The sequence below is a fragment of the Flavobacterium bizetiae genome, from assembly GCF_024271895.1.
GTDB lineage: Bacteria > Bacteroidota > Bacteroidia > Flavobacteriales > Flavobacteriaceae > Flavobacterium > Flavobacterium bizetiae.
On sequence record NZ_CP091861.1, the window covers coordinates 720,821 to 738,959 of the forward strand.

22 protein-coding genes are annotated in these 18,139 nt (G+C 31.7%); 7 read left to right on the forward strand and 15 right to left on the reverse strand.

The genetic code is table 11. The features are described from left to right. Positions 1–4: 4 nt before the first annotated feature. The 3 genes from L0669_RS03385 to L0669_RS03395 are packed head-to-tail and all read right to left on the reverse strand — an operon-like array spanning position 5 to position 3,475. Complete coding sequence (locus L0669_RS03385; RefSeq protein WP_083692564.1) at positions 5–751, reverse strand: succinate dehydrogenase/fumarate reductase iron-sulfur subunit; 747 nt, start codon at positions 749–751, stop codon at positions 5–7. Between the two features lie 46 nt (positions 752–797). Beyond that, positions 798–2,798, reverse strand: coding sequence for a fumarate reductase/succinate dehydrogenase flavoprotein subunit (locus L0669_RS03390; protein ID WP_263761322.1), 2,001 nt, complete (start codon positions 2,796–2,798; stop codon positions 798–800). A gap of 11 nt (positions 2,799–2,809) precedes the next feature. After that, a complete protein-coding gene (locus tag L0669_RS03395) occupies positions 2,810–3,475 on the reverse strand; it encodes a succinate dehydrogenase cytochrome b subunit (protein WP_056248540.1) in 666 nt (221 codons plus the stop codon). A gap of 357 nt (positions 3,476–3,832) precedes the next feature. Between L0669_RS03395 and L0669_RS03400 the strand changes: the two genes are divergently transcribed. Further along, positions 3,833–5,194: a hydroxymethylglutaryl-CoA synthase family protein gene (locus L0669_RS03400; RefSeq protein ID WP_263761324.1), complete on the forward strand. Its 1,362-nt coding sequence runs from the start codon at positions 3,833–3,835 to the stop codon at positions 5,192–5,194. Positions 5,195–5,197: 3 nt separating this feature from the next. Here L0669_RS03400 and L0669_RS03405 read toward each other — a convergent pair whose 3' ends face one another. The 6 genes from L0669_RS03405 to L0669_RS03430 form a co-directional block, all read right to left on the reverse strand. Continuing rightward, the gene (locus L0669_RS03405; protein ID WP_263761326.1) at positions 5,198–5,341 is read right to left on the reverse strand and encodes a hypothetical protein; all 144 of its coding nucleotides are present in this window, start codon (positions 5,339–5,341) and stop codon (positions 5,198–5,200) included. A gap of 27 nt (positions 5,342–5,368) precedes the next feature. Next, positions 5,369–5,833, reverse strand: a complete 465-nt coding sequence (locus tag L0669_RS03410) for a hypothetical protein (RefSeq protein ID WP_263761328.1) — start codon at positions 5,831–5,833, stop codon at positions 5,369–5,371. Positions 5,834–6,168: 335 nt separating this feature from the next. After that, the gene (locus L0669_RS03415) at positions 6,169–6,348 is read right to left on the reverse strand and encodes a hypothetical protein (RefSeq protein ID WP_263761330.1); all 180 of its coding nucleotides are present in this window, start codon (positions 6,346–6,348) and stop codon (positions 6,169–6,171) included. A 78-nt stretch (positions 6,349–6,426) separates the two neighbouring features. Further along, positions 6,427–6,798, reverse strand: a complete 372-nt coding sequence (locus L0669_RS03420) for a hypothetical protein (protein ID WP_263761332.1) — start codon at positions 6,796–6,798, stop codon at positions 6,427–6,429. Positions 6,799–6,856: 58 nt separating this feature from the next. Beyond that, the gene (locus L0669_RS03425) at positions 6,857–7,438 is read right to left on the reverse strand and encodes a hypothetical protein (RefSeq protein WP_263761334.1); all 582 of its coding nucleotides are present in this window, start codon (positions 7,436–7,438) and stop codon (positions 6,857–6,859) included. Between the two features lie 101 nt (positions 7,439–7,539). Further along, positions 7,540–8,280, reverse strand: coding sequence for a LytTR family DNA-binding domain-containing protein (locus L0669_RS03430; protein WP_263761336.1), 741 nt, complete (start codon positions 8,278–8,280; stop codon positions 7,540–7,542). Positions 8,281–8,557: 277 nt separating this feature from the next. Between L0669_RS03430 and L0669_RS03435 the strand changes: the two genes are divergently transcribed. Continuing rightward, positions 8,558–8,755, forward strand: a complete 198-nt coding sequence (locus tag L0669_RS03435) for a bacteriocin-like protein (RefSeq protein ID WP_263761338.1) — start codon at positions 8,558–8,560, stop codon at positions 8,753–8,755. Positions 8,756–8,836: 81 nt separating this feature from the next. Here the strand turns inward: L0669_RS03435 and L0669_RS03440 are convergent, their stop codons facing one another. From L0669_RS03440 to L0669_RS03450, 3 genes are read right to left on the reverse strand one after another with little or no spacing between them, the layout of a single operon-like run. Further along, positions 8,837–9,274, reverse strand: coding sequence for a GNAT family N-acetyltransferase (locus tag L0669_RS03440; protein WP_263761340.1), 438 nt, complete (start codon positions 9,272–9,274; stop codon positions 8,837–8,839). A gap of 28 nt (positions 9,275–9,302) precedes the next feature. Continuing rightward, positions 9,303–9,950 (reverse strand): hypothetical protein, encoded by a 648-nt coding sequence (locus L0669_RS03445; protein WP_263761342.1) that lies wholly within the window; start codon positions 9,948–9,950, stop codon positions 9,303–9,305. Continuing rightward, a complete protein-coding gene (locus L0669_RS03450) occupies positions 9,934–11,283 on the reverse strand; it encodes a polymer-forming cytoskeletal protein (RefSeq protein WP_263761344.1) in 1,350 nt (449 codons plus the stop codon). Before L0669_RS03450 ends, L0669_RS03445 begins: the two co-directional genes overlap by 17 nt. A 189-nt stretch (positions 11,284–11,472) precedes the next feature. Here L0669_RS03450 and L0669_RS03455 point away from each other — a divergent pair, with 189 nt between their 5' ends. Then, positions 11,473–11,877, forward strand: a complete 405-nt coding sequence (locus L0669_RS03455; protein WP_263761346.1) for a helix-turn-helix domain-containing protein — start codon at positions 11,473–11,475, stop codon at positions 11,875–11,877. Between the two features lie 91 nt (positions 11,878–11,968). Here the strand turns inward: L0669_RS03455 and L0669_RS03460 are convergent, their stop codons facing one another. Beyond that, entirely contained in the window at positions 11,969–12,862 is an 894-nt protein-coding gene (locus L0669_RS03460) for a hypothetical protein (protein WP_263761348.1), read from the reverse strand. A gap of 359 nt (positions 12,863–13,221) precedes the next feature. On the opposite strand from L0669_RS03460, the gene L0669_RS03465 reads away from it, so the two are divergent. From L0669_RS03465 to L0669_RS03475, 3 genes are all read left to right on the forward strand, one after another. Beyond that, positions 13,222–14,112 (forward strand): hypothetical protein, encoded by an 891-nt coding sequence (locus L0669_RS03465; RefSeq protein ID WP_263761350.1) that lies wholly within the window; start codon positions 13,222–13,224, stop codon positions 14,110–14,112. A 6-nt stretch (positions 14,113–14,118) separates the two neighbouring features. After that, entirely contained in the window at positions 14,119–14,520 is a 402-nt protein-coding gene (locus tag L0669_RS03470) for a hypothetical protein (protein WP_263761352.1), read from the forward strand. A gap of 96 nt (positions 14,521–14,616) precedes the next feature. Next, entirely contained in the window at positions 14,617–15,909 is a 1,293-nt protein-coding gene (locus L0669_RS03475; protein WP_173972877.1) for an aminopeptidase P family protein, read from the forward strand. 66 nt (positions 15,910–15,975) lie between these two features. Here the strand turns inward: L0669_RS03475 and L0669_RS03480 are convergent, their stop codons facing one another. Together L0669_RS03480 and L0669_RS03485 are read right to left on the reverse strand one after the other, a co-directional pair. Further along, positions 15,976–16,494, reverse strand: coding sequence for a ferritin (locus L0669_RS03480; protein WP_072964214.1), 519 nt, complete (start codon positions 16,492–16,494; stop codon positions 15,976–15,978). Between the two features lie 87 nt (positions 16,495–16,581). Further along, entirely contained in the window at positions 16,582–16,938 is a 357-nt protein-coding gene (locus L0669_RS03485) for a hypothetical protein (protein ID WP_173972875.1), read from the reverse strand. A gap of 392 nt (positions 16,939–17,330) precedes the next feature. Here L0669_RS03485 and L0669_RS03490 point away from each other — a divergent pair, with 392 nt between their 5' ends. Then, positions 17,331–18,107 (forward strand): alpha/beta fold hydrolase, encoded by a 777-nt coding sequence (locus L0669_RS03490; protein ID WP_263761354.1) that lies wholly within the window; start codon positions 17,331–17,333, stop codon positions 18,105–18,107. Positions 18,108–18,139 lie beyond the last annotated feature (32 nt).

Sequence of the window (18,139 nt, forward strand, 5' to 3'; positions counted from 1 at the left end):
CAAATTATCCTTTCAAACTTGCTGATAAATATTCACGGTTCATACGCGCGATATTTTCAAGTGAAATTCCTTTTGGACATTCGATTTCACAAGCTCCTGTATTTGTACAGTTACCAAAACCTTCTAAATCCATTTGGTGTACCATGTTTAAAACACGATCAACTGCTTCAACTTTACCTTGAGGTAATAATGCATATTGAGACACTTTTGCTCCAACGAACAACATTGCTGATCCGTTTTTACAAGTTGCAACACAAGCTCCACAACCAATACAAGCTGCAGCATCAAATGATTTATCAGCATCATGTTTGTTAATCGGAATTGTATTGGCATCAATTGTATTTCCTGAAGTATTTACCGAGATAAATCCTCCCGCATGTTGAATTCTGTCAAAAGAACTTCTGTCAACAACTAAATCTTTAATTACAGGGAAAGCTTTTGCTCTAAATGGCTCGATAAAAATCGTGTCACCATCTTTAAACATACGCATGTGTAATTGGCAAGTAGTAACTCCTCTGTCTGGTCCGTGTGCTTCTCCGTTGATGAATAATGAACACATTCCGCAGATTCCTTCACGACAATCGTGGTCAAATGCTACCGGCTCTTCTCCCTTGTTGATTAATTGTTCGTTAAGAACATCAAGCATTTCAAGGAAAGACATATCTGGTTCGATTCCGTCGATTGGGTAATCAACAATTCCCCCTTTATCTTGGGCGTTTTTCTGACGCCATATTTTTAATGTAAGTTTCATTTTGTATAAGTTTTAAGTATCAAAAAGTATAGCAACTTTTTAAATACTATTTGTAGCTTCTTTGAACTAATTTAATGTTTTCGTAAACCAGAGGTTCTTTGTGTAATACTGCATCACTTGGTTTTCCTTTGTATTCCCAAGCTGCAACATATGCAAAGTTTTCGTCATCACGAAGTGCTTCTCCTTCTTCTGTTTGGTATTCTTCACGGAAGTGACCTCCACAAGACTCATTACGATGTAATGCATCTTTCGCGAACAATTCTCCTAACTCTAAGAAATCGGCAACACGTGTCGCTTTCTCTAATTCCTGATTAAATTCGTTAGCGCTTCCAGGAACTTTTACATCTTTATAAAACTCTTCACGTAAAGCGGCAATTTCTTCGATCGCTTCAGCTAAACCTTTAGCATTACGAGCCATACCCACTTTATCCCACATGATTTTTCCTAATTTCTTATGGAAATAATCTACAGAATGAGTTCCGTTATTATTGATGAATCTGTCGATTTGATCTTTTACTTCTTTTTCTGCTGCTAAGAATTCTGGTAAATCTGTAGAAATTTCTCCCATTTTAATATCCGGAGCTAAGTAATCTCCAATAGTATAAGGTAATACGAAATATCCATCAGCTAAACCTTGCATTAAAGCAGAAGCTCCAAGTCTGTTTGCTCCGTGATCAGAGAAGTTAGATTCTCCAATAGAGAAACATCCCGGAATTGTAGTCATTAAGTTATAATCAACCCAAGTTCCACCCATTGTGTAGTGAACCGCCGGGTAAATCATCATTGGTGTTGTATACGGATCTTCATCGACGATTTTGTAATACATCTGGAATAAGTTTCCGTATTTACTTTTCACGATTTCAGCTCCTAATTTAGTTACCAAAGCCGCATCGTTAGCATCTAAACCTTTTACGAAAGCTTCTTCAGTTCCGTAACGTTTGATTGCTGCTGCGAAATCTAAATAAACCGCTTCTCCTGTTTTGTTAACACCAAAACCAGCATCACATCTTTCTTTTGCAGCACGAGACGCAACGTCACGAGGTACTAAGTTACCAAAAGCAGGATATCTTCTTTCTAAGAAATAATCTCTTTCTGCTTCAGTTAAATCAGTTGCTTTTTTCTTTCCTTCACGAATTGCTTTTGCATCTTCTTGTTTTGCAGGAACCCAAATACGACCGTCATTACGTAACGACTCAGACATCAAAGTCAGTTTTGACTGGTGATCTCCTGAAACCGGAATACAAGTTGGGTGAATTTGTGTGTAGCAAGGATTTGCGAAAAAAGCTCCTTTTTTATGTATTTTCCAAGCTGCTGTTGCGTTACTTCCCATAGCATTTGTTGACAAGAAAAATACGTTTCCGTATCCTCCAGAACCAATTACTACCGCGTGAGCAGAATGTCTTTCTATTTCTCCAGTGATTAAGTTACGAGCGATAATACCTCTCGCTTTTCCGTTCACGATAACAATGTCAAGCATTTCATGACGGTTGTACATTTTTACTTTACCACGACCAATCTGACGGTTCATTGCAGAATAAGCTCCTAACAATAATTGCTGACCAGTTTGTCCTTGTGCGTAAAAAGTACGAGAAACCAAAGTTCCTCCAAAAGAACGGTTATCTAATAATCCACCATATTCACGAGCCAATGGTACACCTTGAGCCACACACTGGTCGATAATATTAGCAGAAACTTCAGCCAAACGGTGAACGTTTGCCTCACGTGCACGGTAGTCACCACCTTTTACAGTATCATAAAACAATCTGTAAACTGAGTCACCGTCACCTTTATAATTTTTTGCTGCATTGATACCACCTTGTGCTGCAATAGAGTGCGCACGACGAGGTGAATCCTGAAAACAAAATGCTTTTACGTTATATCCCTGCTCAGCCAAAGTTGCCGCAGCCGAACCTCCAGCTAAACCTGTACCAACAATGATAATATCTAAATTACGTTTGTTTGCCGGGTTTACTAAATTAATATGATCTTTATAATCTGTCCATTTGTCCGATATTGGGCCGTGTGGAATTTTTGAATCTAATGCCATTATAATTTATATTAATTATTGAAATGATGAAATAATGCGATAATTACGAAAAGTGCCGGTACTACAACTGCAAAACCATAACCTACTTTACTTAAAAATCTTGAATACTTGTTGTGCATCCCCATTGACTGAAGAGATGAACCGAATCCGTGCCAAAGGTGAAAACCTAATAACACAAATGATATACAATACAATCCTGTACGAATTGGATCATGAAATTTATGAACTAACTCTCCATAATACCTTGTAGCATCCGGAGTAGCTCCTGCAATATACTTGTAATTAACCTCCGGAAACCAGAAATCATAAAAATGCAATCCTAAGAAAGCCAAAATAACTAATCCAGAAATAATCATATTTCTAGAACTCCAGGAAGCATTTGCAGCTCCGTTGTATTTTGCATATGCAATTGGTCTTGCAGCAGTATTTTGAGCAGTCAATACGAACCCCATAACGAAATGGAAGATTACTCCGATTGCCAAAACTGGTTGCATTACATATTGAATCAGCGGATTGTATCCCATAAAGTGAGATGCTTCGTTAAAAACATTTTCACTAATAATAGAAATAAAATTTAAGGAAACATGCAGCGCTAAAAACGTGATTAAGAATATTCCCGAAAGAGCCATAGCCACTTTCTTTAAGATGGAAGCATTCAATAGTGCAGATTGTGCCATAATTGTTTAAGTAGTTTGTATTAAAAAATTACACAAAAATAACTCAATTAACAAAGAACTACAACCATTTCGCTGTTATTTATAATGATTTTAAAATACATTACGTAATACGTACTTTTACGTATAAAAAGCACTCTATCCCAAATTATTTTATTATAAGATTTTTTCAAAACACCTATTGACGAGATTTTACGCGCTATAACGAGCAAACTTGTTTCTAAAGTTTGTCATATTATTATTTTAATCAAACTTTTAATTTGTTTTCTTTAAAAGTTTCTCCGCATTGTAATTTTATAGGATTAAAAAATTGTCATTCCGCAACATAATTTTACCTTTATCGGCTTCAAAAAAAATATAATGAAAACAGGAATTGACGCTATCTCTTTTGATGTAGCCAACATACATTTACCCATAAAAACTTTGGCAACTGCCAGAAATATTGAACCCGAAAAATTAGAAAAGGGATTAGGATTAATAAAAATGACTTTGCCGGACGTTCATCAGGATGCTGTTGTTTTTGGAGCAAATGCTTTAACAAAACTAATTCTTGAGAACGAAATAAACTTAAACGAAATTAGCCGAATTTATGTTGGAACCGAAAGCGGAATAGACAGTTCTAAACCCATAAGCTCGTTCTTAATAAGCTTAATGGAACAGAAATTTGGAGAAGATTCCCTTGCAGAATGTGACGTTGTCGATTTTACCTTTGCTTGTATTGGCGGTGTTGACGCTTTGCAAAACTGCATTGATTTTGTAAAATTAAATCCGACTAAAAAAGCAATTGTGGTTACGACTGATTTTGCTAAATACGATTTAAACTCTACAGGAGAATATACACAAGGCGCCGGAGCTCTGGCAATGCTTGTAACTTCTAACCCTAGAATTATTGCTTTTGATGACAATTGGGCAACCTCTACAAAAGGTGTGTTTGATTTTTTCAAACCTTACAGAACTATCTCAAAAGAAGCAATTACTCAAAACGAAAATAACGACCCCTGGTTTGATAATTTAGAAGCCGAAATTGAAATTCATAAAGATCAACCGGTTTTTGATGGTCAATATTCGAATCAATGTTATATGGATCGTACGCGTAATGCTTATTTTTCATTCAAAAGATTAAAAAACACTACCGAAACCTTATACAATACCTGGAACAGCATTATCATGCATCTTCCGTATTCTTTTCAGGGACGCAGAATGTTGTCTGAAATTTATGCTTTAGATCACGCTGATAAAATTATTGCAGAAAATATCGAACCAGCAGATTATCAAACTAAAATTAAAGAAGTTGGAAAATCTGATGAGTACAGAAAATTTGTAACCGAGAAATTGCAACCTGCTGAATTGGCTTCTTCTTTAATAGGAAACCTTTATACAGGATCTATTTTCATGGGATTATTATCAACTTTGGCCCATTATTACGATACAAAACAAGAAGTTGCGGGAACTAAATTTGGTTTCCTGGCTTACGGAAGCGGATCTAAATCGAAAGTTTTTGAAGGAACAATTCAACCAAAATGGCAATCGGCTTTAGCCAAAACAAAGCTTTTCGAAAATCTGGAAGAAAGTACAGAAATTGGTTTTGAAACTTACGAAAGTCTTCACAAAAAAGAACAAAAACAAAGCGTCAGAATTCCTAAAAACGAATGGGTTTTAGATCGAATAGAAAAAGAAATTCCTGTTTTAATTGGAGCGAGATATTATAAATGGATCGATTAAATTTTAAATTTCAATAAAGAAATTCCAAATTCCAATAAAAACCCGAAGCAAATTTGCTTCGGGTTTTTTATGTTTATTTTTCACTTCCTTTCGTAGTTTGTCTTTATTTCCAACATATTCTGCAGATTTTTCTTCTTCATTTACCATAACTCTTCTTTCATTTTTATATTCCTTCTAACCTTTAGATGCTTTCATAAATTCTCCTATAAAAAGAATTTCAAATATAAATGCCATAAAAATTATAAAAAAACTAAATATTACAATAATAGCTGCCAGCGTTTTATTTGATTTCCAGTAAATTCCAGATGATAAAAAAAGGGAAGCCATCACCATACTTACTATTAAAACAATTAAGCATCTTACATAAATCAGAATGTAAAAGAGAATAGGCTGATCGATTACACATGGATCCTGTCGAAAAACGCCTACCGATACAATCGCAATAAATATTACAATAAAAACATTCCAGTAAAACGCAAATTTCCAGAAATTTTGTAAACGCTTAGCTTTCAAAACATCAATTTCGTTTTCTATAGAATATTCTTTCTTTGAAAATAAATACCAAGTCGAAACTACAAGACTAACACCGAAAAAAAGCATTGGAAGAACAAACCCATATGTAAATTCATAAGGATGCAAATATCGGATTTTAAGTATTTTTTGATGTTGAAGATTAAAGAGTATAAAAATACCCAATAAAAAAACGAGAATAAACTGAAGCAATATTACACTTCTGAAGAATTTGGTTTTATTATCCATAATAAGGAAAACAGTTCTATAGGATTTTAACCAAAACTATTAAAAATAAATTAACATTTTGATATTTAATCAGAATTATTAGCCAAAAGACAGCTCTTCTTTTAAGTTTAATGATTCAAAATCTATAACTACATGACTAACAAGATAATTATAAATAAAAATCTTTTGTCAAAGCTTAAAACTCTGACAAAAGATTACGAGCCACAATAACGAAATCAATCCTTTTTATGTTGTTCTGTATAGTTTTGATTCCCTTTAAGAGCTTCGTCATGTACATTCATTCCGTTTGACATTCCGAGCATAAAAGCGGTTATTATCACAATCAATTTTCTTTTTATCCAATGAAGCGGTCGCTTAGATGGCTCTAAACGTGTTTTATTTTTATGTTTATACATTTTGAAAATGATAAATGATTAGACATTATTTTATCATCGTATGCGTTGTAGCGCATAAAAGCTTAGAGAAACAAATCTTTAAGCGTTGTATAAACTTTTATATAAATGTTTTGAATTGATTACCTCATTTACAAATACTGATTGACTTATAAATGAAGTTAAATTTTGATAAAGAAGTTTGTGAAATTGTAATGCAATCTTAATTTGAAAACTAAAAATGGATTTTAATTGAAGATAAATTAAAGGAATTAAAAACAAGGTTTTCTTTGTCGATTTTAACGATTTGAAAATATAAAACCAAGAATTTGCAAAATCTAATTCGCTTCTTAAAACAACAAACGAAGATTGATAATAATCTGCCGATTTTGATTGAGAATCTAAAGTACCATCACTCGCAATCATGGCAAAAACCAGAAAGAGTGAGAGTAGATATTTTAAATGTTTATTCAATCGATTTGTGTTGGATTATTATCTTTTAGCTGAACGAAAGTACAAATTAAAACAAAACTCACAATTTTGTAAACTCTTTTTGTTTAGTATCTCCCCTTTCAATTTCCGTTCTGTAAAGCAACAATCCTAATCCCACCACAAAAACCACACAACTCAACAACATATAAATTCCGTTTTTTAAAAGAAAAAAAGAAAAACCTATCGATACAGCGCCAACAATAACCATCGCAGCACTTATGGTATTTGTTTTGAAAAAGTTCAGGGCATGAATGGCTAAACCAATGAAAAGCAAAGACGGACCAACAATAACAAACGGATATAAAATAGAAGGCGTATTACTTATTTGACTGCTTAAAGCTTGTTTAGCCGCTTCGTTATTACCAAAACTCCACATTATAAAATCGATTGTGCAAAGACCAATATGCGCAATAACTCCTAAAGTTGTAACAACTGAAGCTACTGCATTTAATTTGTTTTTAGGAAACACATCATTAAACGATAATAAAAAATAAGCACCGATTAAATTAAACCAATGCGCAAAATCGATTGGTATTTGAAAGTCCGGTAAAACTTTTGAAAAGAATAAATAACTGATCAGGAAAAATAATAATCCGAGAAGGCAAAGCTGTTTTGTTGTCATAATTAATTTTTTAAATTGATGAAACAAAACTAATATTGAGATCTTTCTTAACGGCCTGTTTTATTGACTTTGGTACAAAACTATCGGTTTTAGGTATGAAATTATAATGCTAACAAAACTTCTTTGTAGCTTTTAGAAACCGGAAGTTCTATTTGGGTTAAAACAATGGTATTTTGGTTTCTCCAGGATTTAAAATGCATTGGATTTATAATATGCGAACGATGTATCTGAACTAAAAAAGGGAAATCTTCCTGTACTTTTTTAAGCGAAGAACGTATCAATTTTGAAACGAGTTTGTCATTTTCGATATAAAAAATCTCAACATAATTTTGAGCGTTTGAAATACAAACCAAATCTTCTTTTTTAATTTTTAAAACATCTAATTTATTTTCTCCCCTAAAAGTTAAAACATCTTCTTGTATTGGAATTAGCTTAATTAAATATCTTCTGGCGAGAATAATTACGGGAGTTAGAATTAAAGCGACTTTGATAAAAATTATAGAAAAGAATTCTGAAAAAGTATATCCGCCATTTAAAATTGGGCTTTTATAATAAGCGTAAACTCCAATGAAATAAATCAAATGAAATAAAAATATACTTGTAATCTCTAAACCTATATTCCATTTTGACATTCTTTTATAAAGGTTTCTCTGAAAAATAGTCAAAAGAGCATAACATAAAAAAGCTATAACACTAAAACCAAAACTTATTAAAAACCAAGCTCTAAAATTGATAGTTCCGTCGTCGAAAGGTTTTATAATGAAAGCAAAAACAAAAAGCCATAAAGCGACAAGCAAACCTACTATCAGATTGTGTTTTATGGATATATTGAGTTGTTTCATTTTTTCTTAAAGCGATTATTACTATACAATATTAGACTTTAATTCAACTTGTTTCAAGTAGATTCATCAGTTTTCTACTTCTTTTCAAGATCAATAATTTCTTCAAAACAGAAAAGAAGTAAATTACCACAAACTAAATTTTAAAAAGAAGAATTTTACACGTAATTTAAAAAACAAATTAAGGCATCAAGTAGTTTTGTAAGTATTTATTTGTATTTTTATCACAGTCGTATCCGAAAAACTTATAGAGTAGGAAAATCCAAAAAACAAATTACCTATGAAAAATTTACAAAATTTATCAAAATTTCAAAAATTATCAAAAGAAGAATTGAAATCAATCAACGGTGGAGCTGTAAAATGCGTACCATATCCGATATGTGCGGGTAATGAAGTTTCTTATGTTGGAAGAAACATCTGTGGTTGGTATTTATACAAAACAGCATCAGATAGTATCTGCATGGAATACTTAGTGTGATAATACTATAATCATCTATTTATTAAAACTGCTACCACAAAATAGCAGTTTTTTTATGTCTATTTTTTTATCGCCAGAATGCTACTTATAAATTGTAAACTTATTATGACTCAAAGTAAAACCGAGCCTTTCGTATTTCGCAACATTTTCTACACGTTTTTTATTGGTTGTAACTTCAATACTTTTTAAATTATTTTCTTCTGCAAAATCTTTAATTTCATTTATCAGTAAACGTCCAACGCCCTGACCACGATATTTTTCATGAATAAAAAATTCCTGAATTTCGCCTACTAATCCGCAATGATGAAGGAGATTTTGTGTATGAAAGCTAATAAAACCTAAAGCTTCAATTTCGTTCTCGGCTATTAAATATAAATTTTTAGGATTTGAAATGTTTTCATTGAAAATGGCTTCAAAAATTTTAAAATCTAAAACTTCATTTTCGAGTTCGCAAATTGCTTTGTAAACGAAGTCTAAGTCTTGTTTTTGGATTTTTCTGATTTGAATACTTAATTCCATGATTTAATAAATTACTAAATAACATTTGTTAATACATTGGCGAAAGCTTTCCGCCATTGCTAAAGACCTTTTTTAACTCTTCGGAATCTGCTAACCATTCAATAGTTACAAATCTTGAGCAATCATTTTTTAATTCATTAGACCAATCAATTAAAATAGCCGCATTATCATTTTTAATTTCGTCTTTAGCAAATTGATATGTTTTATTAAAATATGCCGCTGCCTCTCCCCTAAGATCAAAAGACACATATTTTGTTTTTGAAAAAACCGCACATAACGAAAGTCGTTTTCTCTCACTGGTATCAAGTTTTTTTACTTTGTCTTTTTTAGTAAAATTATCGACTTCGAAAATTCTCGATACTGAATTTTTTAGATTTGCATTTCTCTTTAAATACCCGCCCACACTCATCGGATTAAATATTCTTTTTAGTGCTGATTCTTCGATTGGTGCTGCAAAAGTCAACGGCTTTATTACTTTAACATTCTCATGATTTGCTTTTCCTGAAAAAATACTCACCAATTGCTCTTTCAAATCATCAAAATGAGCTCCTCCTTCTAAATAAATAATAACCAACTCTCCTTTTCTTAATTCAAAAGGCGGTATAAAATAATGATCCGTTTTGATTCCTTTACTTTCAATTATAAGTTCGTTCATTTTATCAGAATAAATATTCATTCAATTCTAGACGCTCAAATTTAACCTTGTATTTCTGAACGTAGTTATTCCAATCTTCTTGATTTTTATAAATCGAAAAAGCATATTCAACAATTTCTTTACTGAAATGATTTCCAAAAATGTTATCCAAATATTGAATTCCAGAATCGATTACATGTTTTAAAACTTGTAATTTATCTATCCCGTTTTCTTTGCAGGCTTTATCAAGCCAAAGTCCTTTTCCTATTTTTACATATTCTTCAAGAAGAGTTTCGGTAATAAACTCAGAAGGAACATCATTAATATCCGGTTGATGTTTTCCGTTTTTGAAAACCAATAAAATCAATTCTTCAGTATAGTATGCTGACGGAATTAATCGTAGCATTGTTCCGCTTTCTGTCGCTTTAAAACAAAGTTCTTTTGTTATAAATTCATCAGGAATTACCTGAATCGCAAAACCATCTTTATCAACTAATTTCTCACAGAGTTCAGAAGTTATGAAATCCTGATCGACAAACGGCAAAGCATGATAAGTGATATTTAAGGCCAGATTACAAAGTTCTTCGGTTTTAAATTCTTTCGGAACCAGTTTAAGATCTCTATAATTTACTAAAACACGTGTGCGCCAATATTCGTAAGTTTTAGCCGGCGGATTATTTTGTTTTAATATTAATTCGCCCATTGCCAATTCTCGTTCTAATTCTTCAAAACTTTCAATAAATGGATTATCGAGTAGTTTTCGAAGTTCGTTAGAGATGATTTCTTCATCTGTTTCATCATCATAGCTGCATTCGTTTTTCGGGTCAGAATCATTATCTCTGTCGTTATAATAAAACAAATCATTTTTTCTTTCTGCGAATGCTGTATTATGATCGTTAACAATAAAAACAGGAGCATTTATTGTGCCCGAGCAGTTAAAATTACCATGATTATAATAGGTCATGACCACTTCTTTCGCTTCAACATTTCCTTTTATTTCAGCATAGGAACCACCAAGCAAAAGACTTTGACATGTAACGTTTCCACTAATAAAAACATATGGCCCGTAATCTCCTTCGGCATTGATAATGGATCCGCTTGCTGAGAAATTTCCATTTATCAAAATGCCTTCGATTCTTATTTCTTCGATTTTTTTAATGGGAAGGTTTAGCAAGTTGGCAAGCCATTTTTTCTCTTTTTCTTCGTAAAGATCCAAATAAAAATTTCCATCAAAACTTATATGGCTTTCTGCCATTAGAAAAAAATCTTCGTCCTGCCATTCGTCAAAATAATCGAAACCTTCGTGATCGATTAGAAACGGAAATTGCGATTTGATTTCTTTTATTGTTATTAGTTTAAAATTGGAAGTTTGCATTTTATCAATTTAATCGAAGTTGTTTTTTTCTACTATCAAGATTACACAATTCTAAATTCAAAATCAAACAATGATCAGAAAAGTTGTATTTTTACTCGCATAAAATAATCTGCAAATTGTATCTCACAAGAACAAACTTGTTTTCTACCGAAACCGAAAATGTAAAAGAATTTTAAATATCTTTGAACTATGAGCACAGTAAAACCAAAACATATCGGCAGAAATATAAGCCGAATTAGAGAACTGAGAGACATGAAGCAGGAAGCGCTTGCACAAGCCATTGGTACTACGCAGCAATCGATCTCTATTATTGAAGGAAGCGAAAGCGTTGACGATGAAAAACTAAAAGCAATTGCAGAAGCTTTGGGCGTACCTGCTGATGTAATAAGAAACTTTTCTGAAGAGGCTGTTTTTAATATTATTGGGAATACTTATAATGATGATTCCTATTCTACAGTAAATTTTGGATGTACTTTTAATCCATTAGACAAACTTCTTGAAGCTTTTGATAAAAATGAAAAACTTTATGAACGATTGGTTCAGGCTGAAAAAGAAAAAGTGGCTCTTTTAGAGAAGTTGCTTGATAAGAAATAAAATTTATGATATAAAATAAAAAAAACCGAAGCTTGAATTGGCTTCGGTTTTTTTATTAATTCACAAATAAATTACAAAATTCAAACTATCATTATTTTTTGGAATTGGATTGCAATTCAACATTTTTCTTCTTTTTTAAATCTCTCAAAATCTTTTTTTCTTTAGTACTGTCTATCTTCATTTTTGTTAAAGAACTCTTTTTAATTTCGTTTGAATCTTTTAAAATTAGCTTATTAATATTTTGCTTATTTTCTATCGTTAACTTCAAAATTTGAGAACCTGCAACATATAAAACAAAAAGCAAAATTAATATTGCTGCAATTTTATTATTTTTAAATTTTTCTACAATTTTATCATAAAACAATTTAGTAGAATCAGTCTTAGTACTCAATTTACCTTGATCATATAAATTTATTTCTTTACAAACACTTTCATTAAATTTTTCTGTTATTCTTTCAAGTATTTCAAGATATCGCTCTAAGAATTCAAAATCTATTAATTTTGGAATTTCTTCAACACAATAAAAATTTTTATTTTCTTCTTCGTAAGTTTCCATTTTTCTTGAGAAATATCCATAACTAGTCCTAGAATATTTTTCTAAATGTTTATATTTTTTTCTTTCTGGCTGATCGAAATAACTATTTTCTTTTTCAGTTATCCTAAGCATAAAATCTTCATATATTGTATTATTATACGTAATCGATATACTCTTAAAATAATCCTTGTCAACTTTTGAAAGATCAAAATATTTAATTTCTGACTTCAACTCTTCGAAGAAAAAATTAATAGTTTTATCATTTGAAGTATGAATAATTTGGTTTATCTCTTCATTTAAATATTCAAATAAGTTTTGCAAATGATTTAATTGAAATTCTAAATTTTCTTTTTCCCATCCTCCTTTTTCATCTGCAGGCCGTCTTATATAATCCGTAAATTCAAAAATAGTTTTCGCCTCTCTAAATTCTATAAAAGTATTTATAGCCATATTTTTTCTGGTAAAAGTCAACTTCATATTACTTTTTTAATAATTAAATTCAAAAAATCACTAGCCAATATACAAAATAGCACAATTGAAAAATATTTTTCATTATAAATAATAAAATTCTCATAAAATTCAAATTTGCGTGAGGGATAGAGGCGGTATCCTTTTATGAAGCTTTAGCGGAATAAAAGATATAGCCGAAAGCCCGACCCGGAGGGGCACGCCCAAATACTAATCAGTTTAGTATTTTAATTACGATTAAAAGATCTTATCTATTTGTAAATTTTCCTGTACAAAAGTAGTTGTAGAGACAAAAAAAGGTTTTAGATTTGAACCTAAACCAATACCACTATTTTCGACCTATGAACCTATATAAGAAAAACTTATACTTTGTATGCATTTCATTATTTATAGCCGTGAGTTACATTTTGTATGGTTATTTTTTTAGAAATTTTATTACTCAGCCTGATTTACCCAAAAAATATTTAGCGTATAAGAACTTAGAAGACACAATAAAATCTGCTCATTACGAAATTGTAAGTTTAGGAGATAATTCTCTTAATACGAATACGGTTTACTTTTCGCCACTGTCTGAAACTGTTGTTTTTGAATCGGCAAAGCAAGGTTTTGATAATGATAATGACGAATTTAGATTGTATTATAAATTCGACAGCAAAGGAAAACTAATTGACAGCTTAAAGACGCGTAGATATGATTCGTATGAAATTTATGAATCGTATTTACTTTCGGAAAAAAATTATATCTCGTGGATTATTGACAATGATACTATTCGCCATAACTACATCGAACTTAACCCAAAAGCCGACTGGACTTTTGAACGCACGGAGGAAGAATATAGTAAATTAAGCAAAAAAGCCAGTTCTGTTTATTGTTTTAAAGCTCAGATGCATAATTACAATAGTGATGATGTTGGGCAATATTTTGACAAAGCTCTTTTTTTGATTGACAAAGAATGGTATGCATTGTATGGCAAAAGTTTGTTTAAAGAAAGTGTTTCTGAACCTTATCAAAAAATATTTTCGCCAGTTTACACTCATAAAGTAAGTAAGCTTGGTAGTAATTCCTGGCGCGTAAATGCTTTTTATGATATTTTAATAAAAAATGATACTCTGAAATTAAAAACCGAAGTCTGGAGTGATCGCACAGATCTGGCTTATTATAGCCACCCAATAGATCCTGCATTTTGTATTATAAAATACTCTACTTATTTTATTATCAGACCAATAAATTAATGCTTTATGAAAACAAAACAGCCGTTGATAAAAAGCTTTTCTTGCGCTATAATAATTACATTACTTTTTTTTATCGTTTTTAGCGCTCAGGGAAACGATTCTTTTAATCAAACAATGGGTATACTTGTAGGTATTCCGATTACTTTTATTTGTACAATGCTCTATTGTTTAACAATCATATTTTTTGAACACGTGAAGGTTATTGCGCCGAATTTTATTTACCGTTTTGCCGTTCCTTTTTCGTTTTGCTGTGTAGCTTCGATCCTGCTTTGTAATCTAAATGATATACCGGTGGTGGAGAATTTTCAGCAGTTTTCGTTTCTGGAATATTGGCAGGAAATAAGCATTCCTGTTTTGGTATTGTTTGCGATAAATATGATAATTGCCGGGATATTGTCTATCGAATAAAATGAAAACAAATAAGAAAACTTTAATAAACCTATTTTGTGCTACTTCTTCAAAAATCACTAATTTTGAAATTCGAAGTTCAAAACTCACATTATTATGAAATATCATCAAATAAACAGCGCTCTTTTTGTAAAAAATCGCAAAAAATTCACGGCAGAAATGAAACCTAATTCGGTTGCCGTTTTCAATTCAAATGACATTTACCCAGTTAGTGCTGATAGTACTTTGCCATTTGCTCAGCACAGAGATATTTTTTATCTAAGCGGTGTTGATCAGGAAGAAAGTATTTTGCTTTTGTTTCCGGATGCGCCTTATGAGAATCAAAAAGAAATTCTTTTCCTGAAAGAAACCAATGATCATATTGCTGTTTGGGAAGGTGAAAAACTAAGCAAAGAACGTGCTTTTCAGGTTTCGGGAATTAGAACCGTTTATTGGCTACAGGATTTTCATAAAGTTTTGAACGAAATGATGACGTATGCTGACACGATGTACATTAATACAAACGAACATTACCGCGCTTCAGTTGAAACTGAAACCCGCGAAGCTCGTTTTGTAAAATGGTGGAAAGAGCGTTATCCTGCTCATAATGTAGCAAAAAGCAACCCTATTTTGCAACGCATTCGTTCTGTAAAAGAAAGCGAAGAGATTGATTTGATCCAGAAAGCTTGTGATATTACTGAGAAAGGTTTCCGTAGATTATTGCCGTTTGTAAAACCAAATGTTACTGAATACGAAATCGAAGCTGAATTGATTCACGAATTTGTTCGTAACCGCTCTAAAGGTTTTGCTTATACACCAATTATCGCTTCAGGAAATAATGCAAACGTTTTACATTATATTGAAAACAATCAGCAATGTAAAGCCGGAGATTTGATTTTATTGGATGTTGCGGCTGAATATGCCAATTATTCAAGCGATATGACAAGAACGATTCCGGTTTCAGGAAAATTCTCAGATCGTCAGAAAGCGGTTTATAATGCTGTTTTGAAGGTGAAAAATGAAGCTACAAAAATGTTGGCTCCAGGAACACTTTGGAAACAATATCATATTGAAGTGGGTAAAATCATGACATCAGAATTGCTTGGTTTAGGATTAATCGATAAAGCTGATGTTCAGAACGAAAATCCGGAATGGCCTGCTTACAAAAAATATTTCATGCACGGAACTTCTCACCACATGGGACTTGACACGCACGATTACGGATTGCTTCACGAACCTATGAAAGCCAATATGGTTTTTACGGTTGAACCAGGAATTTATATTCCGGCAGAAGGTTTTGGTATTCGTTTAGAAGATAACGTAGTGGTTCAGGAAAAAGGTGAGCCTTTTAACTTAATGCGTAATATTCCGATCGAGGTTGACGAAATCGAAAGCCTGATGAATGAATAAATCATAATAAAAAAGAAAGCCCTTAATAAATATTAAGGGCTTTCTTTTTATATAATAAATCGATATTTATCCAATTTTTGAAATCTGAACATCCAATTGAAATTTTCCGTCAGCTTCGTTTCCGTTGATTAGTTCAAAAAGCTCTAAAGCTCTTCTTGCATTTTTCTCTTCTTCTCTTTGCTCAGCTACATACCACATCATAAAATCTTCTGTAGCATAATCATTTTCAGCTCTACATTTTGCAATTACTTTATTAATCGCCTGAGTAACTGCAATTTCGTTTTGCAAAGCAATTTCAAATACTTCTCTAAAAGAAGCAAATTCCTGCTGCACTTCCGGAACAGATGGCGTAACTGCAATCCCTCCCATATCTGTAATATATTTGAAAACTTTTAGAAAATGCTCTCTTTCTTCTTCGGCTTGCTTGTACAAGTATGATGCTGTATTTGCATAACCATTTCTATCTAACCATGCAGCCATAGCTAAATATTTATTAGAAGCATCGCTTTCTATTTTTGCCTGTAAGTTCAATATATTTTCTATTCCTTCAACTAATGAAGTACTTGTTCTTAGTAGATCTTTCATAACTTTGTTTTTATCTATGTAAAATTACAAAAATTATGCAAGGCAGCTCTAAATGCCTTAAAATTTGGATTTAATCTAAGTAAGAATCTAAATAAGCTCTACATTGACAGTATTGCAAAGCAAAGAATGTAAAGTAAGGGTGAATTTTGTTCCGTTTAATAAATCTCTTAACTGAACGATTTCGCAGATAGTAAGATTTCTGGAAAAATTTCTTTTAGTAGTTTCAATCAACTGTGCATCTGAATGATCAGATAAGTCATAAAGCATATTGAGAATGTCAACGCTATTAACCTTTCTTTGAAAAATCAAAAAATCATGAATTTTATAACTTGACACCGTATCAACAAAATTGATAATTATACTATTGGTCAAGTCACATTGATAACTGTATCCTTTTTCGGTTTCAAATAATACTTTGGTGGTCAAATCACTAATTAATGCCATTCTGATAAAATATAATAACGATGCAAAAATATAGAATTTAAAGCAATAACAAGCATAATTAAGACTAATTTAAAATAACAAAATCATTTAATGTTCTTAAAAACAGTTCGAATGACCGTATTTTTTGAACCATGTAAGTGATACAAGTTCATTTAAATCATAATTTTTATGTTTTTTTTCAAATTCACATAAGCTTATATGCTTTGAATATTTAGTATTAAGAGCGAATTGAATAACTTTTTTTAAACTAAAATGAACTTATATAACTTATATGGTTTAAATATCAGAATAAAGTTGAACGCGATAACTACTATTTTTAACTCAAATGAACTTATATCCCTTGTATGGTTTTGTCATTTCTTATCTTTGTACTTTAAACTTAAAACATTATTTTGAAAACTCTATCATATAAAAACACCAAGATCTCGTATACTGATTCAGGTGACGGAACTACAATTGTCTTGCTTCACGGCTTTTTAGAAAACAAAAAAATGTGGAAAGATTATATTACGTTCTTCTCTGATAAATACCGCGTTATCACCATTGATTTATTAGGTCACGGCGAATCTGATTCTTTGGGATATGTTCATTCTATGGAGGAAAATGCCAACGTCGTTCAGGAAGTTTTACAACATTTAAAAATTGAGAAAGCGACAGTTCTTGGGCATTCTATGGGTGGTTATGTTGGTTTGGCTTTCGCCGAATTATTCCCAAAGAACATCAACAAACTGGTTTTATTAAATTCGACATCAAAAGCCGATAGTCACGAGAAAAAAATAAATCGAAATCGCGCTATAAAAGCGGTAAAACAAAACTATGTAAACTTTGTAAGTCTTGCCATTGGTAATTTGTTCAGTGAAAACAACAGAACAAGATTGGCGGATGAAATAGAAAAAGCAAAAGTTCAGGCGCTAAAAACACCTTTGCAAGGAATCGTTGCCTCGCTTGAAGGAATGAAAGTCAGGAAAGACAGAGAATCTCTTTTAAAACAAAATCTATTTCCCACTTTATTGATTTTAGGCAAAAAAGATCCTGTTTTAAACTACGAAGAAAACAGTACTCAAATCGAAAATACAAACGTAAAACTGGTTTCTTTTGAAGACGGGCACATGAGCCAGATTGAAAATAAAGAAGAACTAAAAACTGTTCTATTGGATTTTTTCGAATAATTACAAAACTTTATAAAACCAAAAAAGGCTGC

What these genes read in the sequence shown, in the direction of transcription:
- L0669_RS03405 (WP_263761326.1), bottom strand. Translation starts at nt 5,341, where the DNA reads ATGGTAAATGAAGAAGAAAAATCTGCAGAATATGTTGGAAATAAAGAC.
- L0669_RS03450 (WP_263761344.1), bottom strand. Translation starts at nt 11,283, where the DNA reads ATGCAAACTTCCAATTTTAAACTAATAACAATAAAAGAAATCAAATCG.
- L0669_RS03430 (WP_263761336.1), bottom strand. Translation starts at nt 8,280, where the DNA reads ATGAAACAACTCAATATATCCATAAAACACAATCTGATAGTAGGTTTG.
- L0669_RS03400 (WP_263761324.1), top strand. Translation starts at nt 3,833, where the DNA reads ATGAAAACAGGAATTGACGCTATCTCTTTTGATGTAGCCAACATACAT.
- L0669_RS03425 (WP_263761334.1), bottom strand. Translation starts at nt 7,438, where the DNA reads ATGACAACAAAACAGCTTTGCCTTCTCGGATTATTATTTTTCCTGATC.
- L0669_RS03455 (WP_263761346.1), top strand. Translation starts at nt 11,473, where the DNA reads ATGAGCACAGTAAAACCAAAACATATCGGCAGAAATATAAGCCGAATT.
- L0669_RS03435 (WP_263761338.1), top strand. Translation starts at nt 8,558, where the DNA reads ATGAAAAATTTACAAAATTTATCAAAATTTCAAAAATTATCAAAAGAA.
- L0669_RS03475 (WP_173972877.1), top strand. Translation starts at nt 14,617, where the DNA reads ATGAAATATCATCAAATAAACAGCGCTCTTTTTGTAAAAAATCGCAAA.
- L0669_RS03395 (WP_056248540.1), bottom strand. Translation starts at nt 3,475, where the DNA reads ATGGCACAATCTGCACTATTGAATGCTTCCATCTTAAAGAAAGTGGCT.
- L0669_RS03465 (WP_263761350.1), top strand. Translation starts at nt 13,222, where the DNA reads ATGAACCTATATAAGAAAAACTTATACTTTGTATGCATTTCATTATTT.
- L0669_RS03390 (WP_263761322.1), bottom strand. Translation starts at nt 2,798, where the DNA reads ATGGCATTAGATTCAAAAATTCCACACGGCCCAATATCGGACAAATGG.
- L0669_RS03440 (WP_263761340.1), bottom strand. Translation starts at nt 9,274, where the DNA reads ATGGAATTAAGTATTCAAATCAGAAAAATCCAAAAACAAGACTTAGAC.
- L0669_RS03480 (WP_072964214.1), bottom strand. Translation starts at nt 16,494, where the DNA reads ATGAAAGATCTACTAAGAACAAGTACTTCATTAGTTGAAGGAATAGAA.
- L0669_RS03445 (WP_263761342.1), bottom strand. Translation starts at nt 9,950, where the DNA reads ATGAATATTTATTCTGATAAAATGAACGAACTTATAATTGAAAGTAAA.
- L0669_RS03485 (WP_173972875.1), bottom strand. Translation starts at nt 16,938, where the DNA reads ATGGCATTAATTAGTGATTTGACCACCAAAGTATTATTTGAAACCGAA.
- L0669_RS03470 (WP_263761352.1), top strand. Translation starts at nt 14,119, where the DNA reads ATGAAAACAAAACAGCCGTTGATAAAAAGCTTTTCTTGCGCTATAATA.
- L0669_RS03415 (WP_263761330.1), bottom strand. Translation starts at nt 6,348, where the DNA reads ATGTATAAACATAAAAATAAAACACGTTTAGAGCCATCTAAGCGACCG.
- L0669_RS03460 (WP_263761348.1), bottom strand. Translation starts at nt 12,862, where the DNA reads ATGGCTATAAATACTTTTATAGAATTTAGAGAGGCGAAAACTATTTTT.
- L0669_RS03385 (WP_083692564.1), bottom strand. Translation starts at nt 751, where the DNA reads ATGAAACTTACATTAAAAATATGGCGTCAGAAAAACGCCCAAGATAAA.